This window comes from Proteus sp. Marseille-Q3619, assembly GCF_965283115.1.
This window is the reverse complement of the sequence record NZ_CBDIMP010000001.1, coordinates 3,105,785-3,125,780: the sequence shown is the minus strand read 5'-3', so window position 1 is coordinate 3,125,780 and position 19,996 is coordinate 3,105,785. Positions and strand designations below refer to the sequence as shown.

Sequence of the window (19,996 nt, the reverse complement as noted above, 5' to 3'; positions counted from 1 at the left end):
ACTTAATTACTGTTTAGCGCGTTCTTCTAACATTGCAACAGCAGGAAGTTTTTTACCTTCAACGAATTCTAAGAAAGCACCACCACCGGTTGAAATGTAAGAGATTTTGTCTGCGATATCAAATAAATCAATAGCAGCCAGCGTATCACCACCACCTGCGATAGAGAATGCTTCACTATCTGCGATTGCATTAGCAATGATTTCTGTACCTTTGCGGAAGTTAGGGAATTCAAACACACCGACTGGACCATTCCACAGGATAGTTTTCGCATTTTTCAGGATCTCAGCTAAACGTTCTGCTGTCACATCACCGATATCCAGCACTTGTTCATCATCTTTGATGTCACTTGCTGATTTTAAAACAGCTTCAGCAGTTTCAGAGAACTCAGTTGCAACACGAACATCACTTGGTACTGGAATATCACATTTTTCCATCAGTTTTTTAGCATCATCAACAAGGTCTGCTTCATATAAAGAACGACCTACTGGATGACCTTCTGCTGCGATAAAGGTATTTGCGATACCACCACCAACGATTAATTGGTCAGCAATTTTTGATAAAGAATCTAATACAGTCAGTTTAGTTGAAACTTTAGAACCACCAACAATCGCAACCATTGGGCGAGCAGGTTTATCTAATGCTTTACCTAATGCTTCAAGCTCTGCTGATAACAGAGGGCCCGCGCAAGCAACTTGTGCAAATTTAGCAACACCATGAGTTGATGCTTGAGCACGGTGAGCGGTACCAAATGCATCCATGACGAAAACATCACATAATGCAGCGTATTGCTTAGACAGAGTTTCGTCGTCTTTCTTTTCGCCTTTGTTAAAACGAACGTTTTCAAGAACAACTAATTCACCTGCATTGACTTCAACACCATTTAAATAGTCTTTAGCAAGGCTAACTGGTGCAGTTAATTTATCTTTCAGATAGTCAACAACTGGTTTTAAAGAGAACTCTTCGTTGTACTCACCTTCAGTAGGACGACCTAAGTGAGAAGTTACCATCACTTTAGCGCCTTGTTTTAACGCGGCTTCAATTGTTGGTAAAGAAGCACGGATACGCGCATCTGAAGTCACTTTACCATCTTTAACTGGAACGTTCAGGTCAGCACGGATAAGAACTCGTTTACCCGCTAGGTCTAAATCGGTCATCTTAATTACAGACATGATGAATCCTCTCATTGATTCTCTAAAATTTAGTAATCTTCTGTTCAGTGCCTTGTATTATTACGCAACACCGTCATTAAAACATGATTATTTAAAACCAGTTGCAGCCATTGCTAACGTTGTATCAAGCATTCTGTTAGCAAAGCCCCATTCATTATCACACCAGACTAAAGTCTTGATCAGGTGTTGCCCACTGACTCTTGTTTGTGTGCCATCAACGATTGCACTATGAGGGTCGTGGTTAAAATCAGTTGAGACTAATGGCAATTCTGTGTAATCCACTATACCACGAAATGCGCCAGTTGCTGATTTTTGAATTAACCGATTGACATCTAACACATTTACAGCAGTTTTTACAGTGACACTTAAATCAATTGCCGTCACATTAATTGTAGGAACTCGTACAGAAATTGCCTCAAAATGATCCTTAAATTTCGGGAAAATTCGAGTAATTCCTGCCGCCAATTTCGTATCAACAGGAATAATAGATTGTCCTGCTGCTCGAGTACGGCGTAAATCCTTATGGTATGCATCAATCACAGGTTGATCGTTCATGGCTGCATGGATTGTTGTTACTGTTCCTGACTCTATATTAAACGCGTCATCCATCATTTTAATGATGGGAATAATGCAATTTGTTGTACAAGATGCGTTTGAAACAATTCGGTGCTCTTTTTTAAGTTCGTGTTGATTCACACCAAAAACGACAGTTGCATCTAAATCCGTTGTACCAGGATGAGAAAAAAGTACTTTCTTTGCGCCTTGTGCAATATGCGCTTCGCCATCAGCTCGTGAGCCGTAAGCACCACTACAATCAAGTACGACATCAATACCAAGTTCACCCCAAGGTAAATCAGTAATATCAGCGTGATGAAATAAACGAATAGTATCATCACCCACTTGCAATAAATCGTTATTAATTCGTACATCCCAAGCAAAACGTCCGTGGCTGGAGTCATACTTGAGAAGATGCCCAATACCTTGTGCATCAGCCAATTCATTTATTGCAACAACTGTTATTTCAGCTCGTTTACCTGATTCATAAAGCGCTCTTAACACATTACGCCCTATACGACCAAAACCGTTAATAGCGACTCTGATTGTCATGTGACTTCCTTGATAACTCGTGATTTGCAACCGCTTAGAATAATAGAGCAAGATACTAATCAACAACGATAAATCAAGTAAATCTAGAAATTGTGCAGTCATCGACATTTTAGGATTAACTGAAACGGTTCAGCTTACTGATAGTCAGATTACGAGAAATGAGAGAAGATCGCAATAGTAAACAAAGATGGAAGGATAAAAAAAGAGCACATCTGAGAAATTCTTCCCAAAAATGTGCTCTTGTTAACATTTATTGATTATTTAAGTAAAGATTTTGCCTGTGTAACCACATTTTCAACAGTAAAACCAAACTCTTCAAATAACTCATTTGCAGGTGCAGATTCACCGAAGCTACGCATACCTACAATCGCACCATCTAAACCAACATACTTGAACCAGTAGTCAGCAATACCTGCTTCGATAGCAACACGCGCTTTCACTGATGCTGGTAATACTGCCTCACGGTAATCTGCATCTTGTTTATCAAATGCATCTGTTGCTGGCATAGAAACAACACGTACTTTACGGCCTTCAGCTGTCAGTTGTTCATAAGCGCTAACCGCTAATTCAACTTCAGAACCTGTGGCAATAAAGATTAATTCTGGAGTACCAGCGCAATCTTTCAGGATGTAACCACCCTTCTCGATATTTGCCAGTTGCTCTGGAGTACGTGGTTGTTGTGCAAGGTTTTGACGAGAGAAGATCAGAGCTGTTGGACCATCTTTACGATCAATTGCATATTTCCATGCAACAGCTGATTCAACTTGGTCACATGGACGCCATGTGCTCACGTTTGGAGTTACACGCAGGCTTGCCATTTGCTCAACAGGTTGGTGAGTTGGACCATCTTCACCCAGACCGATAGAGTCATGAGTATAAACAAAGATACTGCGGATCTTCATCAGTGCAGCCATACGTACAGCATTACGTGCATATTCCATAAACATCAGGAAGGTAGCACCGTAAGGAACAAAACCGCCATGTAGTGCAATACCGTTCATGATTGCAGACATACCGAATTCACGTACACCGTAATGGATGTAGTTACCCGCTTTGTCTTCGTTCAGCGCTTTAGAACCAGACCACATAGTCAGGTTACTTGGTGCTAAGTCCGCAGAACCGCCCATGAATTCTGGTAATACTTTACCGAATGCTTCTAATGCATTTTGAGACGCTTTACGGCTTGCAATGCTTGAAGGGTTTTGTTGCAGATTTTCAATAAATGCTTTGGAATCTTTTTCCCAGTTTGCTGGTAATTCACCAGAAACACGGCGTTTGAATTCAGCCGCTAATTCAGGGAATTGTGCTGCGTATGCAGCAAATTTAGCATCCCATGCAGCTTCTTTTGCTTTACCCGCTTCTTTCGCATCCCACTCTTTATAAATTTCTTGTGGAATTTCGAATGCGCCGTATTCCCAGCCTAACGCTTTACGTGTTTCAGCGATTTCTGCATCACCTAATGGAGAACCGTGAGAATCAGCAGTACCTGCTTTATGAGGAGAACCAAAACCGATAGTGGTTTTACATATCAGCAGTGAAGGTTTGTCAGTGATTTGTTTTGCTGCTTCAACAGCTGCTTTAATGCTTGCTGCATCGTGGCCATCAATACCACTGATTACATGCCAGCCATAAGCGTCGAAACGTTCTGCTGTGTTATCAGTAAACCAACCATGCACTTGACCATCAATAGAGATGCCATTGTCATCATAGAATGCAATCAGTTTACCTAATTGTAATGTTCCCGCTAAAGAACACGCTTCGTGGGAGATACCTTCCATCATACAACCATCACCCATAAAGGCGTAGGTGTAATGGTCAACAATGTCATGACCAGGACGGTTAAATTGAGCCGCTAATGTACGTTCTGCAATAGCAAAACCCACTGCGTTTGCAATACCTTGACCTAAAGGACCCGTTGTTGTTTCAACACCTGGGGTATAACCATATTCTGGGTGACCTGGTGTTTTAGAATGCAATTGACGGAAGTTTTTCAGATCATCTAAAGAAACTTCATAACCAGACAGGTGCAGTAAACTGTAAATCAGCATTGAAGCATGACCATTAGATAAAACGAAGCGGTCACGATCAGCCCAGTTAGGGTTAGTTGGGTTATGATTTAAAAAATCACGCCATAATACTTCTGCAATATCAGCCATACCCATAGGGGCGCCAGGGTGTCCTGATTTCGCTTTTTGCACAGCATCCATACTTAAAAAACGGATCGCATTAGCAAGGGTTTTACGAGTGGTCATTTTCTACTCCAAGTCGGATAAAAAGCATCTAGATAGCTGATTCTCTCAATGCGGGCAAAAAACCGCAATATAAAAAATCCACAAAGGTGGCTATCGTAATTAGCATAAAGCAATAATTCTTTGATTTGCACAGCATTTTTTACAATCAAAGCGGAAAATAACATTACACCACCGCATTGTTGCGCAACAAAAAGCAAAAGAGACAATAATTTGCGCAATTGAGAAGCGTGCTATTAAACCCTAGCTTGATATGACTAATCAAGATAAAATTTCATTGCTGAATTATCCATCAAATCAAATAAATACCGTATTTGTGTTAATTATAGCCTAATAACTGACTGGACTTGTTATCAGGAAGTAGAATTATACAAATTTTAAAAAGATAAAAAGCAGATAATTCACTGATTCAGTAATAAAAATCCTATTTACATCATATATAAATAAAAGGAAAACATCGCGTAACACAGTTGTTACCCCTTTTATAAAAATAACTTATTTATATATTCTACTTATTTTTAATTAATTTTAGATAAGTAATATTCTAAGTGTAATTCCTTAAAATCTTCTTTTCTGACAAAAAAATGCAAATCAATAATTGATTTCAATAATAGAAAAAATTTTAAATTATCTCTTCTACAAAAAGCTTTTAATTTCAAAATTTCATTGGGATTGTTTTTTAAAATATAATAATTATAATTCATGATGATCATTTTAGACACAAAGACATTGAGTGATGCTTGATCTTTACTTAAGAAACTAGCTAATATTTTAAATATTTTATCCGTATCATTTTTATACGTTTTGATAAATTTTTCAGGTGATAAATAAATTAAACATTGATCTTCTAGTGTAAAAATAAAGTTTTCATCTTTCTCTAGAAGAAAATTAACGATCTCTATTTGTTGTTTTTTAATTATATTAAAATCATCATGATATTTTTCATTACTGTATTTTAATACAAGATCATAAGTTGCATTAATTAGCTCGTCAACTTTTATCACTTCATCACTAGAATAACGAAAGTAGAGCTTATTATCTTCAACAATAAAATAATGATAATAAAAATCAGCAAATCCCATATCATAGAATAAATAATTAATAAGTTCGGTTTTATAGGTATTCTCTTTTTCTTTACCTAAAAAAGAAAGATCGGATTTTAATTGCGAAACAATATAGCTTGAAAATAAATTTTTATTATAAAAGTTTTCAGTTCTATTTATAGACAATAAATTAGGTAATATCCTCAGAAAAGAAAAAAATTGATAATAATTTTGATCATAAGGTTCATCGCTAATAATCTCATCTATTTTTTTTGAATTAAAAAGCTCATTCCACCACGAAAGATAAAGAGCTGATTTATTTTTTAGTTTTACTGAAATAATTTCATCCAATTCACCCTCCCAAGTCTGTAAAAATAAAATATCATGTTCAAAAGGAAGCACTCTTGGATTAAATAATTTTCTTAATTTATATTGATAAATTTTAGTGATATCCATTTCTCTACGTCCTTACGTTATTATAAAACCTTAAAAAAACCAGCAAATTTAAATAGTTATTACTTTATTATGGTAGATCCCTATTGGCCAATATCCTTGATAATAGATATTAACAATATTTTCCCAGTTGTCTCCAAGGGAAAAGTATTTTTCTGATAAGTATTGCCGAAATGCGTAACTAATCGCATTTTTAGCTGCAATATTGAAATCATGGGCATCATATTTAAATGGAGTACACGGGATATTTTTCACGCTATCCATCACACAACGCGTTATCTTTATACGTTGTTCTATTAATGCTTTAGGTAGGGTTTGCTTTGTATAAAAAGGATCATCTTGAGTTGGTGAGGTAGGTAACCATATAAAATCCAACTCAGAGAGCAATAAACTCTCCAGATCTGAAAATAAAATCACATTATCAGCCTGTAAATCCGCTTTTCCCATATTAGAAAAAAAAGCGGAGCTCTCTATTTTGTGTCGTATTTCGTCAAAAAAAATCATGATTAATCGGCTCAATAAACTCAACATCAATTCTATCAACAGTCACAGTAATATACTGATTTTCAAAATATGTGTAATGATAAAAAAGATCATCTTCAAAGACTAAATTAGCAACAATCAATTTGTTATCAAACAACATTCCAGTAAGTTGGTAAGAAAACGTATTTTCTATTAAACAAATTCCATTACTTTCCTTAAAATAAGAATATTAATGAGCCGTTATAAATTCGATATTCAGCCTATGTAACGAACAAAGATCAACAAATTTTTGGGAAATAACTAATCAACCGATTTTTCATCTCTTTTACATCAATAAGTGTACCTTGTGTATTAGCAATAAAACCAAACTTATAAAATGTCACTATTTCTCCTTAGGATCAGCACCAACGCCCCATAGGTGAATTCTCTCTCAGATTTTTATCAATCAATTCTGGTGTGATAATATTTTGTTCAATAACAGGAAGCATAATTTCATCTAGAATTTCGCAATCAATATGACAACCTGTATTATGAAATATAAGGGTTAGCGCTTTATCAATTAATGCTTGCTCATCATATTTTTTTATTTCAAGAATAAATTGAACAATCGCTTGTTTTATCTCTTTATTTTTACTGTATTCGGCTTGTTCAGTTTCGAATTCCTGATAATAAAAGTTATCGAGTTCTTTGGATAGCGTATTTAAACGTAAACGAAATTCCTGCTTCATAAATGAATCCTAAATATACCTAAGAGTATGATTTGATGTCTTTTATCAATAGCAAACCATCCTTATAAATAAAGATAAGAAATAGCATGATTAAGACAGATAAGCAAAGTGGTTTAGTTTGATAAAAGGAACAGTTTGATAGGCTATAAATGCAAAAACCCCAGCATAAATGCTGGGGTTTGGAATGTTGGCGGAACGGACGGGACTCGAACCCGCGACCCCCTGCGTGACAGGCAGGTATTCTAACCAACTGAACTACCGCTCCGCGTATCCTTTCGGACGAGGTGAATATTACGAATCTCTTGCCTTGTCGTCAACTGTTTTTCTAACAAAAAGATGCATTTGGATAATTTTTAATCTCAACTTACTCTTTGTGCTTTTTTTATATTCAAACAGTTTCATCATTTGGTGCAGGACGCCATAAACAATGCCCGCCTTTCTTCTCAACTAAATCTAATCGAGACTCATGCTCAGCAAGTTCATCTGCGGTTGCTCTTATTACTCTTAAGCCTGAAACTGGGCGCTCGATACGCTGAATATCATTTTGCTCTTGCTCGTTACTTGATTCGCCTTCCATTGAAAATGCCAATGCTGTTTGTCCACCGGTCATAGCCAAGTAAACATCAGAAAGTATTTCAGCATCCAATAACGCGCCATGAAGAGTACGTTTAGAGTTATCTATTAAGTATCTATCACATAAGGCATCAAGATTATTTCGTTTACCAGGGAATAATGCCCTTGCCATTGCAAGGCTATCGGTAATTTGGCAGAACGTTTCGGTAGGCGGAATATCACGATTAAGCTTTCTAAACTCATAATCCATAAAGCCGATATCGAACGATGCGTTATGAATAATCAGCTCTGCGCCACGAATATATTCTAAAAATTCATCAGCAATATCAGCAAAAGAAGGACAATCCTCTAAAAATTCATCACTAATACCGTGAACTTCAAACGCTTCAGGATCAACTAATCTTTCAGGCTTAATATAAACATGGAAATTTCGCCCTGTTAGTCGACGATTGATAACCTCTACGGCACCAATTTCAATGATATTATGACCTTCATAATGAACGCCCAGCTTATTCATACCGGTGGTTTCGGTATCAAGTACAATTTGTCGTGTGATTGGAGTGCTCATAATCCGTTTTTATGTCAGACTTAGGGTTAGTTTTTCGTATTAATCAAAAAGGATAAGTCGCCTTTATGCACAAGCAGGTAGAAATATTCACCGATGGTTCATGCTTAGGCAACCCAGGCCCCGGTGGTTATGGCGCTATTTTACGCTATCAACAACATGAAAAAACCCTAAGTGAAGGTTTTTTTATGACCACCAATAACCGAATGGAACTCCTTGCCGCTATCGTAGCATTAGAAACATTAAAATTCCCTTGTAAAATTACACTGACAACAGATAGCCAATATGTCAGACAAGGTATCACACAGTGGATCCATAGCTGGAAAAAGCGCCAATGGCGCAAAGCAGACAAAAGCCCTGTGCTTAATGTCGATTTATGGAAACGCTTAGATAGTGCTATTACTCGTCATGAAATTGAATGGCATTGGGTAAAAGGCCATGCAGGTCATGATGAAAATGAACGTTGTGATGAATTAGCAAAAACGGCAGCTCAATCACCTACACAAGAAGATACTGGCTATATTGAAAGCCAGAAAGATAAAACACAATGAATCATATTTTATGGCTCTGAGTGATTGCGTGTAGCACCTAATACTCGACCTTTTACACTCATGCGTGGCAATGCAAATTTCAATGCAGTGGGTGTTAAAGGAAGCGTTCTTTTACGAGCAATAATTAAATTTAAACAGCCACCGGTGTGATAGCGGCTACCATCACGTTTTATTGGTCTTGAACATGGCATAATCTGGAAATTCTGTTGTGTCATCACTTCGTAATTTAGCACACTAAGCCAATCAATTTGGCGTCGAAGTGAAAACATGCGACTTGAATAAGGCTGTTTTTGTCGTAAAACAGGCGTGCATTTACCCAGTCCTAATAAACTAATAGGGTTAAAGCTCGTTAATACTATCCAGCCATCATCAATTAAAACACGATCAGCTTCTCTTAATAGCCAATGAGGATCTGCACTATAATCAAGTACATGAGCCATAAGGCAAACATCAACCGATTTATTTTCAAAGGGTAGATAATCTAAAGACGCGATAACATCCGCATTTATTGCATTTGATGTCACATTGACTTGATGTGAAACGATACTTAATTTGGTATCCAACTCGGCACTGAGTTGACCGAGTTTTAGCAAATGAAAGCCATATATTTTCGGCCACCAGTTTTGTAAACGCAATTCAATCGCCATGCGATAATATTCCCCCCAAGGAATATCACGCCAAGAATCCGGCATTGTAATTGGTTTTACTGAACGCGCTGCTTTCATCGTTTAACCCTTTATATTTTATAAGTAAGGTAACTTATATGGAGCTTATCAGAATTCCTGCTTTATCCGATAACTACATTTGGCTATTAAGTAATGAAAATAGTGAATGTGTGATTGTGGATCCTTCACAAGCCGAACCCGTTATTGAAATGCTCTCTCAACGCTCACTAATACCTATCGCGATTTTATTAACCCACCATCATGATGATCATGTTGGTGGAGTTGCTGAACTTGTAAAAAAATATCCTAACATTGACGTTTTTGGCCCACAAGAAACACAAAATAAAGGTGCCGAAAATATTATTCATAATCAAGAGCGTATTATTGTTGGCTCTTTCACTTTTAATGTGATTGGCACACCGGGTCATACATTAGGTCATGTTGCTTATTATTGTGAACCATATTTATTTTGTGGCGATACACTTTTTTCTGGTGGTTGTGGTCGTTTATTCGAAGGTACCGCACAACAAATGTTTAGTTCATTACAAAGATTGAGTGCTTTACCTGATAACACATTAATTTGTTGTGCTCATGAATACACCCTATCAAACATGACCTTTGCACATCATATCATGCCAGAAAATGCACTTATTACCGATTATTTAGCCCAAGTTAGTGAAATGCGTAAAAATTTGCAACCTACTGTGCCAATAACACTAAAAAACGAAAAGAATATTAATCTTTTTTTGAAATCTGACGATATTGATTTACAAAGGATTTTAGGTATAACCCCTAATACTTACGCGCCAATTAAGACATTTACAAAATTAAGAGAATTAAAAGACAACTTTTAATTTCTATTGGTTGTTTTATTTTGGCACACTAAGTATTATTTGGTTCAAAAAACACACAGGATGAATTTTTCTATTATGAAGACAAAAGCGATTTTGTTCTCCATATTGCTCTTGGCGGGTTGCCAGCAATCGGAGAACATTAAACCTAATTTGTCTGCGATCACACCAACATCAACGAAAGGGACTTCAACTTCTCACCAACCTCAATATGATGTAAAAACCAATTTATGGGGTTATGTGGTAAGTGAATTGAAAATGGACCTCCCTGAAAATGAAAGGATCTCGCAGCAAGAATTATATTTTTTAAATAATCCCAAACATATACAGAGTGTTGCTTCTCGTGCTGAACCTTATATGTATTCGATTATTGATGAAATTGAAAAACGTGAATTACCGATGGAACTTGCACTTGTTCCTGTCGTTGAAAGTGCGTTTAATCCCCATGTTACCTCTTCTGCAAATGCCGCAGGTTTATGGCAATTTGTACCGATAACCGGTAATTACTATGGTTTGGCACAAAACCAATGGTATGACGGTCGTCGTGATGTTATGGCATCAACTAAAGCTGCCCTTGATTTACTTGAGCGCCTTTATGTGATGTTTGATAGTGATTGGGCACTTGCCCTTGCTGCTTATAACGCAGGTGAAGGCCGTGTTATGCAAGCAATAAAGGCAAATGAAAGTAAGAACTTACCAACAGACTATTGGTCGCTTTCTTTACCCAAAGAAACCATGAATTATGTTCCTAAAATTCTAGCATTGAGCAAAGTTATTCGTGAAAACGAAGAAACCATTACTTTTCCCAAAAGTAACTACCGAGATAAAGCGTTAGCCTCATTTGATGTCGGCGAGCAAATCACGTTAAATAAAGTCGCTGAATTAAGTCAGTTACCTATTAATACAGTAAAAGATTATAATCCCGGCTATAAGCGTGGAATAACCGCACCGAATGGCCCTCATGTCATTATGTTGCCTCGCAACAAGCTTGACCAATTCCGCAACGCTTTTGAAGACGAAGCTGTATTAGAAACTATTCGCTTGGCTGTTGCCAAAACGAATCAATCTATTAAGCAAGAAGGCGTTTATAAGGTTCGTTCAGGGGATTCTTTTTACGCTATTGCTCGTCGCTACAATATGAGTGTAAAAGACTTACAGCGTATTAATGGATTGAATGCAAAGAGCACATTACTGGTTGGTCAAACATTAAAAATTCATAATGCAGGTAGTGTCAGTAATACCACGACAACGAAACCAACAAAACCTTCACCAAGCTACTATAAAGTACGCCAAGGTGACTCTTATTACAGTATTGCCCGCCGTCACGGCATTAATCTTAAATTATTAATGAGCTGGAACGCCGACATTAAGATGTTAAAACCGGGTACACAACTCACGCTTTATACTAAATAGTTAATATCGTCTCTGTTTTATGCTTCTTTAAAAGTCATCGATATGTTTGATACCTTACTGGTGATAAATGTCGATGGCTTTTTTATTGCCAATAAAAAAAGCGCCTGATATTAACTTATCAAGCGCCTTGTTTTTTTAACTCTACCTGATTAATTCAGCGTATTCACTTACAGCCAGAAGAACCAAGCAAACAGAGAGATAACAAAGATACACACTAAGTTTAGTACACCACCAACACGTACCATTTCAGTTTGTTTAATGTAACCTGAACCAAAGACAATCGCATTTGGTGGGGTTGCAACAGGCAACATAAATGCACAAGATGCACCGATACCGATAATCATTGTTAACGCCATTACAGGCATGCCTAATGCTTGTGCTACTGTTGCAAAGATTGGCACTAACAATGCGGCACTTGCTGTGTTACTGGTAAATTCAGTTAATACGATGATAAAGGTGGTCACGGCAAGAATAATCACAAACCAATGGCTATTACCGAAAGTATCTTTCATAAAGTCAGCCATAACCAAACTTGCACCAGAAGACTGTAAAATTGCGCTCAGCGTTAAACCACCACCAAACAGCATTAATACGCCCCACTCTGTGTTTTCTTGTATTTGACTCCAACTTGCGACACCAGTTACACCAATAACAATGGCCGCGCTCACAGCAATAACTGTATCTAAATCTTTTACACCACCAAAAGCACTGCTGATGAAAGAGCTGAAGATCCAGCAAAATACGGTAACTAAGAAGATAATCATGGTGATAACACGTTTGTTATTCCACTCTAACACTTCTAGTTTTAAGTCAAATTTGTGTTTTAAGTTAGGACGTAGCATCAGGTACATCACAATAAACATGATAGGCAATAGCACCAACATGATTGGAATACCGTACTTCATCCACGTAATAAAATCTAAGTTCAGTTGAGCTGCGGCAATCGCATTTGGTGGGCTACCAACCAACGTACCTAAACCACCAATACTGGCACTATAAGCCACACCTAATAATACGAATACAAAAGTATTACGCTCTGAACGAATATCTAAGTTAGATAAAATACCTAAGACTAAAGGGAGCATCATTGCTGCTGTTGCAGTGTTACTGATCCACATGGAGAGTAATGCAGTAACGCCAAATAACAGTAATACCGCGACTGAAAGTTTACCTTTTGCAATCATTAGTAAGCGGTTAGCAATTAAGCGATCTAACCCTTGAATATGAAGTGCTGTCGCTAAAGCAAATCCACCAAAGAACAAGAAAATGATAGGGTTAGCAAATGATTTTAATGACTCATTGGTATTCATTAGCCCAAGTACAACGGCTAAAATAGGAATGAATAATGCCGTGATCGTTACATGAATAGCTTCAGTTAGCCATAGTACCCCTACAAATACCATTAATGCTAGGCCAGCATTAGCCTTTGGATCATAAGGTAAAAACTCTAACAATAGCAGTAGCAAAACAACATCTATTGCTAGAATAATTAACCCTCTCTTATTTATCGGGCTTGATTTTGCCGATGGGGCTAAATTGGACGCGTCCATGATAATACTCCACATTAACTGATGTGAACATTAGGTTCACTAAGCTTGAATTGTTAACGAAATAGGTTATATGTGAAATATAAAAACATTTCGCACCATTGAAAATGCGCAAAAGCGATAATTGGGATCTCATCCACGAGAATTAACCAATTTATTAATAAAAGAGTAATAATTGAACACTATTATCTCTTATGCATCACACTTTTTGATCGTTTAAAGGCTGCGGTAATTTTATTTTTTTTATATTTAGGCAAAAAAAATGGGTAAACATCAGGTTTACCCATTTAGAATCAATTAGATTTTCTAATCAAATAAGCGATTATGCTTGGCCTTTAACTTCTTTCAGACCGTTGAAAGGCGCTTTATTACCTAATGCTTCTTCGATACGGATCAGTTGGTTGTATTTAGCAACACGGTCAGAACGGCTCATTGAACCCGTTTTGATTTGGCCTGCTGCTGTACCCACTGCTAAGTCAGCGATAGTTGCATCTTCAGTTTCACCAGAACGGTGAGAGATAACTGCTGTGTAGCCAGCATCTTTCGCCATTTTGATTGCTGCTAAAGTTTCTGTCAGTGAACCGATTTGGTTGAATTTGATCAGAATTGAGTTAGCGATGCCTTTATCGATACCTTCTTTCAGGATCTTAGTGTTAGTTACAAACAGGTCGTCACCAACCAGTTGGATTTTGTCACCAAGAACTTTAGTTTGGTATGCGAAACCATCCCAGTCAGATTCGTTTAAACCATCTTCGATAGAAACGATTGGGTATTGTTTAGTCAGCTCTTCTAAGTAATGAGTGAACTCTTGTGAAGTGAAGGTTTTACCTTCGCCTTTCAGTTCGTAGTTACCAGTTTCATTGTTGTAGAACTCAGAAGCTGCACAGTCCATAGCAAGAGTAACGTCTTTACCTAAAACGTAACCTGCTTTCTCAACTGCTTCTTTGATAGCAGCTAATGCAGCAGCGTTAGATTCTAAGTTTGGTGCATAACCACCTTCGTCACCAACTGCAGTGTTCATACCTTTTGCTTTCAGCACTTTTGCTAAGTGATGGAAGATTTCTGAACCCATACGCACTGCTTCTTTCAGAGTCGGTGCGCCAACTGGTTGGATCATGAATTCTTGGATATCAACGTTGTTATCTGCGTGCTCACCACCATTGATGATGTTCATCATTGGCAGAGGCATAGAATATTGACCGTGAGTACCGTTCAGATCAGAAATGTGCTCGTACAAAGGCATACCTTTCGCAGCAGCAGCCGCTTTTGCGTTTGCTAAAGAAACCGCTAGGATTGCGTTTGCACCAAAGTTTGATTTGTTTTCAGTACCGTCTAAATCGATCATGATTTTATCGATGTTAGCTTGGTCTTTTGCATCCTGGCCAAGGATCGCTTTAGCGATTGGACCATTAACAGCAGCAACCGCTTTCAGAACACCTTTACCTAAGAAACGTGATTTATCACCATCACGTAATTCTAAAGCTTCGCGAGAACCTGTTGATGCGCCTGATGGAGCAGCCGCCATACCAACAAAACCACCTTCTAAGTGAACTTCTGCTTCAACTGTTGGGTTGCCACGAGAATCAATAATTTCACGACCAAGTACTTTAACGATTTTGGACATTCGGTTTTCCTCTGTACAAGTTAAATTTCCGAGAAGAGATACCCTATCTCTTCTCATATATCCTATTTCAGCAGACCTTTTTGGTTATCAAAGGCTGCTTTCACAAAGCCTGCAAATAACGGATGGCCGTCACGCGGCGTTGAGGTAAACTCTGGGTGGAACTGACAAGCAACAAACCAAGGGTGGTTTGGATTTTCAATAATTTCCACCAGCTTGTTATCTACTGAACGACCTGCGATACGTAAACCCGCATCTTCGATACGTTTTAATAGCAGATTATTCACTTCATAACGGTGACGATGGCGTTCTGTAATGGTGTTTTTGCCATACAGAGTACGTACTAAGCTATCACCACTTAAATGGCAAGGCTGAGCACCAAGGCGCATCGTGCCACCTAAATCACTGTCTTCTGAACGCACTTCGACATTACCGTCTTCATCACGCCATTCTGTGATTAACGCAATGACTGGATATTTACAATCTGGTGCAAATTCAGTGGAGTTCGCATCTGCCATATTGGCAACATTACGAGCAAACTCAATCATAGCAACCTGCATACCTAAGCAAATGCCCAAGTAAGGGATTTTATTTTCACGGGCAAATTGAGCGGCCATAATTTTGCCTTCAACGCCACGTTCACCAAAACCGCCTGGTACTAAGATTGCATCTAACCCTTTAAGCATATCAGCGCCACGGGTTTCAACATCTTGTGCATCAATCAATTTGATATTTACTGCAACACGGCTTTTGAAACCGCCATGTTTTAACGCTTCAATCACTGATTTATAGGCGTCTGGTAATTCGACATATTTACCCACCATACCAATGGTCACTTCGCCTTCAGGATTAGCTTCTTCGTAAATAACTTGTTCCCACTCTGCAAGATTTGCAACTGGGCAATCTAAGCTGAATCGTTTACAGATATAATCATCTAATCCCTGTGATTTCAATAGTGCAGGGATTTTATAAATGGAATCGACGTCTTTTAATGAAATAACCGCTTTTTCTGGCACATTACAGAACAGTGCAATTTTGGCACGTTCGTTCGCAGGAATAACGCGGTCTGAACGGCAAATCAACGCATCAGGCTGGATACCGATCGACAGTAACTCTTTTACAGAATGCTGAGTTGGTTTGGTTTTCACTTCACCAGAAGCAGCTAAATAAGGCACCAAAGTTAAATGCAGGTAGAATGTGTGCTCACGACCCACTTCTGCTGCCATTTGGCGAATCGCTTCTAAGAATGGTAAAGATTCGATATCACCAACTGTCCCGCCGACTTCAACTAAAACAACATCATGACCTTCACCGCCACGGATAATACGTTCTTTGATTTCATTAGTGATATGAGGAATAACTTGAATTGTAGCCCCAAGATAGTCACCACGGCGCTCTTTACGTAATACTTCAGAGTATACGCGACCTGTCGTGAAGTTATTACGACGAGTCATTTTCGTGCGAATAAAGCGCTCATAGTGCCCTAAGTCGAGATCAGTTTCAGCACCATCGTCAGTGACGAAGACTTCCCCGTGCTGAATTGGGCTCATAGTACCTGGATCGACGTTGATATACGGATCCAACTTCATCATGGTGACATTGAGTCCACGGGCTTCGAGTATAGCCGCCAGAGAGGCTGCGGCAATGCCTTTACCCAGAGAGGATACGACCCCGCCGGTCACAAAAATATAATTCGTTTTCATGCTGAACCTGAAAGTTTAGGTGTATTAGGATGATGGATATAACTGGACGGGAACACAGTATACCCGAACCTTATTTTCGCTACAAACATTCTTAGTAGTATAAAGTTCTTTTTCATCACGCCACTTATCCGTTTAAACACGAAAAAACAGTAAAAATTCAATTAACTAAACCCGTGAAAATATTTCTCAAGCATTTTAGCTTAATCCTTTCAGCTAAGATATCACTTTTAAAGAAGAGATGCTTTATTTTTTTCACGGTATTAAGTGTAGCAGGTTTATAGCGAGATCTTTTGCTTATGATCATGCTTTTAATTTTTTTGAGGTTAATCACATTTTTAATGCAATAAAATGTAACTACAAGATTTTAAATCACCCAAAAACAAAAAAACGAAATTACCTTTTATAATTTCGCTTTTTAAAATCTTTTATAAAAATCGCTGAAAAAACGAGATGTTATAGACTATTTTTATCGCACTTTATGTCACGCTGGCGTTAATTTGCGTGTCACAATTCACTCAACCTGTTGTCCTTTTGCTTTCTGCCAACAGATCTCCATCTCTTCCAATGAGGCATTTTCTATGCCTATACCTTCTTCTGAGAGCGTTTTTTCAACAAAACGAAAGCGTTGTTCAAATTTTCTGCATGCTCGATTGAGTGCTTGTTCAGGTTTTTGTTTTAAATGGCGTGATAAATTCACCACAGAAAACAGTAAATCGCCTAACTCATCTTCAATTCGAGAGGCATCTTGAGGCTCTTTTTTCACTTCAGCCATCACTTCATCAATTTCTTCATAAACTTTACCTAAAACAGGCTCTAGTTCATTCCAATCGAATCCCACAGAAGCACATCGTTTTTGGATTTTTTCAGCTTTCATTAAAGCGGGCAATGACACAGGGATATCATCTAACAATGAAAATAGAGCTTTGGCTTCACGCTCTTGAGCTTTGAGCTTTTCCCAACGGTGCTTTTCGGTGGCGAAATTATTGTCACTTTCAGATACAAAAATATGAGGATGGCGACGTTCTAATTTATTGCTAATGGCTTCGCAGACATCATTAAAATCAAATAGATTTTGCTCTTGTGCCATTCGTGAATAAAAAACGACTTGATAAAGTAAATCGCCTAACTCTTCTTTTAAATCAGCAAAATCTTTGCGCGTAATGGCATCTAATACTTCATAGGTTTCTTCTAATGTATAAGGTGCAATGGTGTCAAAAGTCTGCACTTTATCCCATTCACATCCAGTATTAGGATCACGTAGCTGTGCCATAATTTCTAATAAACGAAAGATTTCACGATTTTCTGACATCACATTGCCTTTTAAATAAGAGTTAGCTTTATCCTGTTTAACATATTTTTAGATAAAAAAATGCCGAGAACAGTTGTCTCAGCATCTTATCATTTCAAGCCCTATATTTTAAAAATAACTTTTTTGAAAGAACAATAACATTTTAAATAGAACCATAAATTCATTATTTACAAATATACTCCTCACTATAGCTAATCCATTTTTCAACTCTATATAAATACGTCATTTTTATCCGTATTTATAAACACAACTGTTTATCAAAGGAGTAATAAAATGAGTTTAAATGTAATTCAATTTAGTTCACTCACTATAACACCACATAACAGTTATATTCCTGAATATGCGTTTAATAATAACTTCTCATTTAATCAAGCAACAAATATAATTTGCAATACTTTTATGCAGGATAAAAATCAAGAATGCCCTGTTTGCGGAAAGAAAAATTGCCCTGAGTTTAAAAATGAATGTAAATCTTACTTAAAACAGAAAACCGAATTAGCATTAAAAAAAGCATTAAGAATGCGACCCTATGGCCGTGCTTTAATGCATAGATCAAACGAGTTTAATGAAAGTTCTCCATTGCTATTATTAAATATGGAAGAAAATAATATTCCATTAAATAATGAAAATATAGGTCGTATATTTGAAGCAGACCTGAATCTAAGTAGAATGTTTTACCAAAAAATGAACTATATAAATGGTTTTCTTTTTGATATTCATTTTAGTCCTCATCCAGACCCTATGTTACAAAATATAGGTGAAAAATTTGGGGAATATTCCCGCTGGTTACCCTCAGTTAGATTAGCTTTACATGCCTTATATGCAGATAAAGGTGCAGACAATATAAATAATTTCCCTGAGATGCAAAAATATATCAGAGAACAAGATTTTAAATCTGCATGCCAAAATTTCCACAAGAATATGACGTTTACACGTCGTAATTTCCAAATTGCTGATATTTTAGCGCAACAAGCAAATAAAAAAGAACAAACAAACGATGATTTTAAGCCGTTGCATGATTCAATAAAGTTTACTGCTGATTTTTATAAAGAAGTGTTTAATGCTTATGGTGATAAAGCAAGGAAATTAGCGGAGTCTTTAGCACAACAAGCCAGAGGAAAAACCATCCGTAACGTTGATGATGCGCTAAAAGCTTACGAAAAATACAAAGCGGATATCAATAGAAGAATTAATGCCAAAGATCGTAAAGCTATTGCAACTGCATTGGAATCGATCAAACTCGATGATATTGCTCAAAAATTAAAAAAATTTAGTAAAGGTATGTTTTTTGTGAGTAAAGCTCTTGACGTCAAAGATCTATCGATAGAGTTAATAAAAGCAACAGAAACAGATAATTGGCGTCCATTTTTTGTTAAAGCAGAGACTATATTTGTAGGAATGGCGGCTACATCTGTAGCAGGATTTACATTTAGTGTACTTCTAGGTGGTCCCATAGGGGTATTAGGATATGGATTGCTTATAGCAAGTATTGGAGCATTGATTGATAACGACTTAATTGAAAAAGCCAATAATTTGATTGGTATTTAATTAATACTTTAAAGGTTGTTTATTTAGAGGAACAACCTTTTCACTAACACAAATAATATAAAAATTATTGTAATTGGTATAGATAATAAAAACACGATGAAACTATATAAAGCTAAACCACCAGCTTTACCAGCTGTATCTAAAAATAGTCCTCGATTCCAAAATTCTCTAGTAGTAAATTGAAGAAAAAAATATTCAATCCCCCATTTAGCCAACGGATATAATCCAATACCAGAAATACTAATTAACAATATTAGACTTTCATACTTCAACTCATACTCTAAGCAAGAGTATAAAAATAGAGCGCCAATAAACCATCCCCAACACATATTATTAATATAGTATTTTTTAGTTATTTTCATCGTTATCCGTTAGATCCCTTTTATTTAAAACCATATTTATTTTAAATAAATCCTA

The 19,996-nt window shown here is 37.1% G+C and carries 17 protein-coding genes and 1 tRNA gene; 4 read left to right on the top strand and 14 right to left on the bottom strand.

Translation table 11 applies throughout. The annotated features are described in order from the left end of the window. Positions 1–6: 6 nt before the first annotated feature. The 8 genes from pgk to dnaQ all read right to left on the bottom strand — a co-directional run bounded on the left by pgk (position 7) and on the right by dnaQ (position 8,374). On the bottom strand, positions 7–1,170 hold the full coding sequence (gene pgk / locus ACWPWK_RS14345; RefSeq protein WP_099074324.1) for a phosphoglycerate kinase: 1,164 nt from the start codon (positions 1,168–1,170) through the stop codon (positions 7–9). A gap of 87 nt (positions 1,171–1,257) precedes the next feature. Continuing rightward, on the bottom strand, positions 1,258–2,277 hold the full coding sequence (gene epd, locus ACWPWK_RS14340; RefSeq protein WP_075673402.1) for an erythrose-4-phosphate dehydrogenase: 1,020 nt from the start codon (positions 2,275–2,277) through the stop codon (positions 1,258–1,260). A gap of 257 nt (positions 2,278–2,534) precedes the next feature. Continuing rightward, positions 2,535–4,529: a transketolase gene (gene tkt / locus ACWPWK_RS14335; RefSeq protein WP_109371518.1), complete on the bottom strand. Its 1,995-nt coding sequence runs from the start codon at positions 4,527–4,529 to the stop codon at positions 2,535–2,537. A gap of 515 nt (positions 4,530–5,044) precedes the next feature. After that, complete coding sequence (locus ACWPWK_RS14330; RefSeq protein WP_109371520.1) at positions 5,045–6,025, bottom strand: hypothetical protein; 981 nt, start codon at positions 6,023–6,025, stop codon at positions 5,045–5,047. A gap of 48 nt (positions 6,026–6,073) precedes the next feature. Beyond that, entirely contained in the window at positions 6,074–6,526 is a 453-nt protein-coding gene (locus ACWPWK_RS14325; protein WP_109371522.1) for a hypothetical protein, read from the bottom strand. Between the two features lie 377 nt (positions 6,527–6,903). Continuing rightward, on the bottom strand, positions 6,904–7,233 hold the full coding sequence (locus ACWPWK_RS14320) for a hypothetical protein (protein ID WP_109371524.1): 330 nt from the start codon (positions 7,231–7,233) through the stop codon (positions 6,904–6,906). A 188-nt stretch (positions 7,234–7,421) separates the two neighbouring features. Next, positions 7,422–7,498, bottom strand: a tRNA-Asp gene (locus ACWPWK_RS14315). A 123-nt stretch (positions 7,499–7,621) separates the two neighbouring features. Next, positions 7,622–8,374 carry a DNA polymerase III subunit epsilon gene (gene dnaQ, locus ACWPWK_RS14310; protein WP_109371526.1) on the bottom strand — a complete coding sequence of 251 codons (753 nt, stop codon included), beginning with the start codon at positions 8,372–8,374 and terminating at the stop codon, positions 7,622–7,624. A gap of 65 nt (positions 8,375–8,439) precedes the next feature. Between dnaQ and rnhA the strand changes: the two genes are divergently transcribed. After that, positions 8,440–8,922 carry a ribonuclease HI gene (rnhA, locus tag ACWPWK_RS14305; protein WP_023581088.1) on the top strand — a complete coding sequence of 161 codons (483 nt, stop codon included), beginning with the start codon at positions 8,440–8,442 and terminating at the stop codon, positions 8,920–8,922. Positions 8,923–8,930: 8 nt separating this feature from the next. Here the strand turns inward: rnhA and ACWPWK_RS14300 are convergent, their stop codons facing one another. Beyond that, positions 8,931–9,647, bottom strand: coding sequence for a methyltransferase domain-containing protein (locus tag ACWPWK_RS14300; protein WP_109371528.1), 717 nt, complete (start codon positions 9,645–9,647; stop codon positions 8,931–8,933). A gap of 38 nt (positions 9,648–9,685) precedes the next feature. Between ACWPWK_RS14300 and gloB the strand changes: the two genes are divergently transcribed. Both gloB and mltD read left to right on the top strand, forming a co-directional pair. Beyond that, entirely contained in the window at positions 9,686–10,441 is a 756-nt protein-coding gene (gene gloB / locus ACWPWK_RS14295) for a hydroxyacylglutathione hydrolase (RefSeq protein WP_109371530.1), read from the top strand. A gap of 75 nt (positions 10,442–10,516) precedes the next feature. After that, positions 10,517–11,851, top strand: a complete 1,335-nt coding sequence (gene mltD / locus ACWPWK_RS14290) for a murein transglycosylase D (protein WP_109371532.1) — start codon at positions 10,517–10,519, stop codon at positions 11,849–11,851. Between the two features lie 167 nt (positions 11,852–12,018). Here the strand turns inward: mltD and ACWPWK_RS14285 are convergent, their stop codons facing one another. The 4 genes from ACWPWK_RS14285 to mazG form a co-directional block, all read right to left on the bottom strand. Then, positions 12,019–13,401 carry an SLC13 family permease gene (locus tag ACWPWK_RS14285; RefSeq protein WP_109371534.1) on the bottom strand — a complete coding sequence of 461 codons (1,383 nt, stop codon included), beginning with the start codon at positions 13,399–13,401 and terminating at the stop codon, positions 12,019–12,021. Positions 13,402–13,720: 319 nt separating this feature from the next. Beyond that, entirely contained in the window at positions 13,721–15,022 is a 1,302-nt protein-coding gene (gene eno / locus ACWPWK_RS14280) for a phosphopyruvate hydratase (protein WP_036911952.1), read from the bottom strand. A 62-nt stretch (positions 15,023–15,084) separates the two neighbouring features. Next, complete coding sequence (gene pyrG / locus ACWPWK_RS14275) at positions 15,085–16,722, bottom strand: glutamine hydrolyzing CTP synthase (protein WP_109371536.1); 1,638 nt, start codon at positions 16,720–16,722, stop codon at positions 15,085–15,087. Positions 16,723–17,233: 511 nt separating this feature from the next. Beyond that, entirely contained in the window at positions 17,234–18,031 is a 798-nt protein-coding gene (gene mazG / locus ACWPWK_RS14270; protein ID WP_109371538.1) for a nucleoside triphosphate pyrophosphohydrolase, read from the bottom strand. Positions 18,032–18,304: 273 nt separating this feature from the next. On the opposite strand from mazG, the gene ACWPWK_RS14265 reads away from it, so the two are divergent. Further along, positions 18,305–19,579, top strand: a complete 1,275-nt coding sequence (locus ACWPWK_RS14265; protein ID WP_244185003.1) for a colicin-like pore-forming protein — start codon at positions 18,305–18,307, stop codon at positions 19,577–19,579. Between the two features lie 23 nt (positions 19,580–19,602). Here ACWPWK_RS14265 and ACWPWK_RS14260 read toward each other — a convergent pair whose 3' ends face one another. Next, positions 19,603–19,941, bottom strand: a complete 339-nt coding sequence (locus ACWPWK_RS14260; RefSeq protein WP_109371540.1) for a colicin E1 family microcin immunity protein — start codon at positions 19,939–19,941, stop codon at positions 19,603–19,605. Positions 19,942–19,996: the final 55 nt, after the last annotated feature.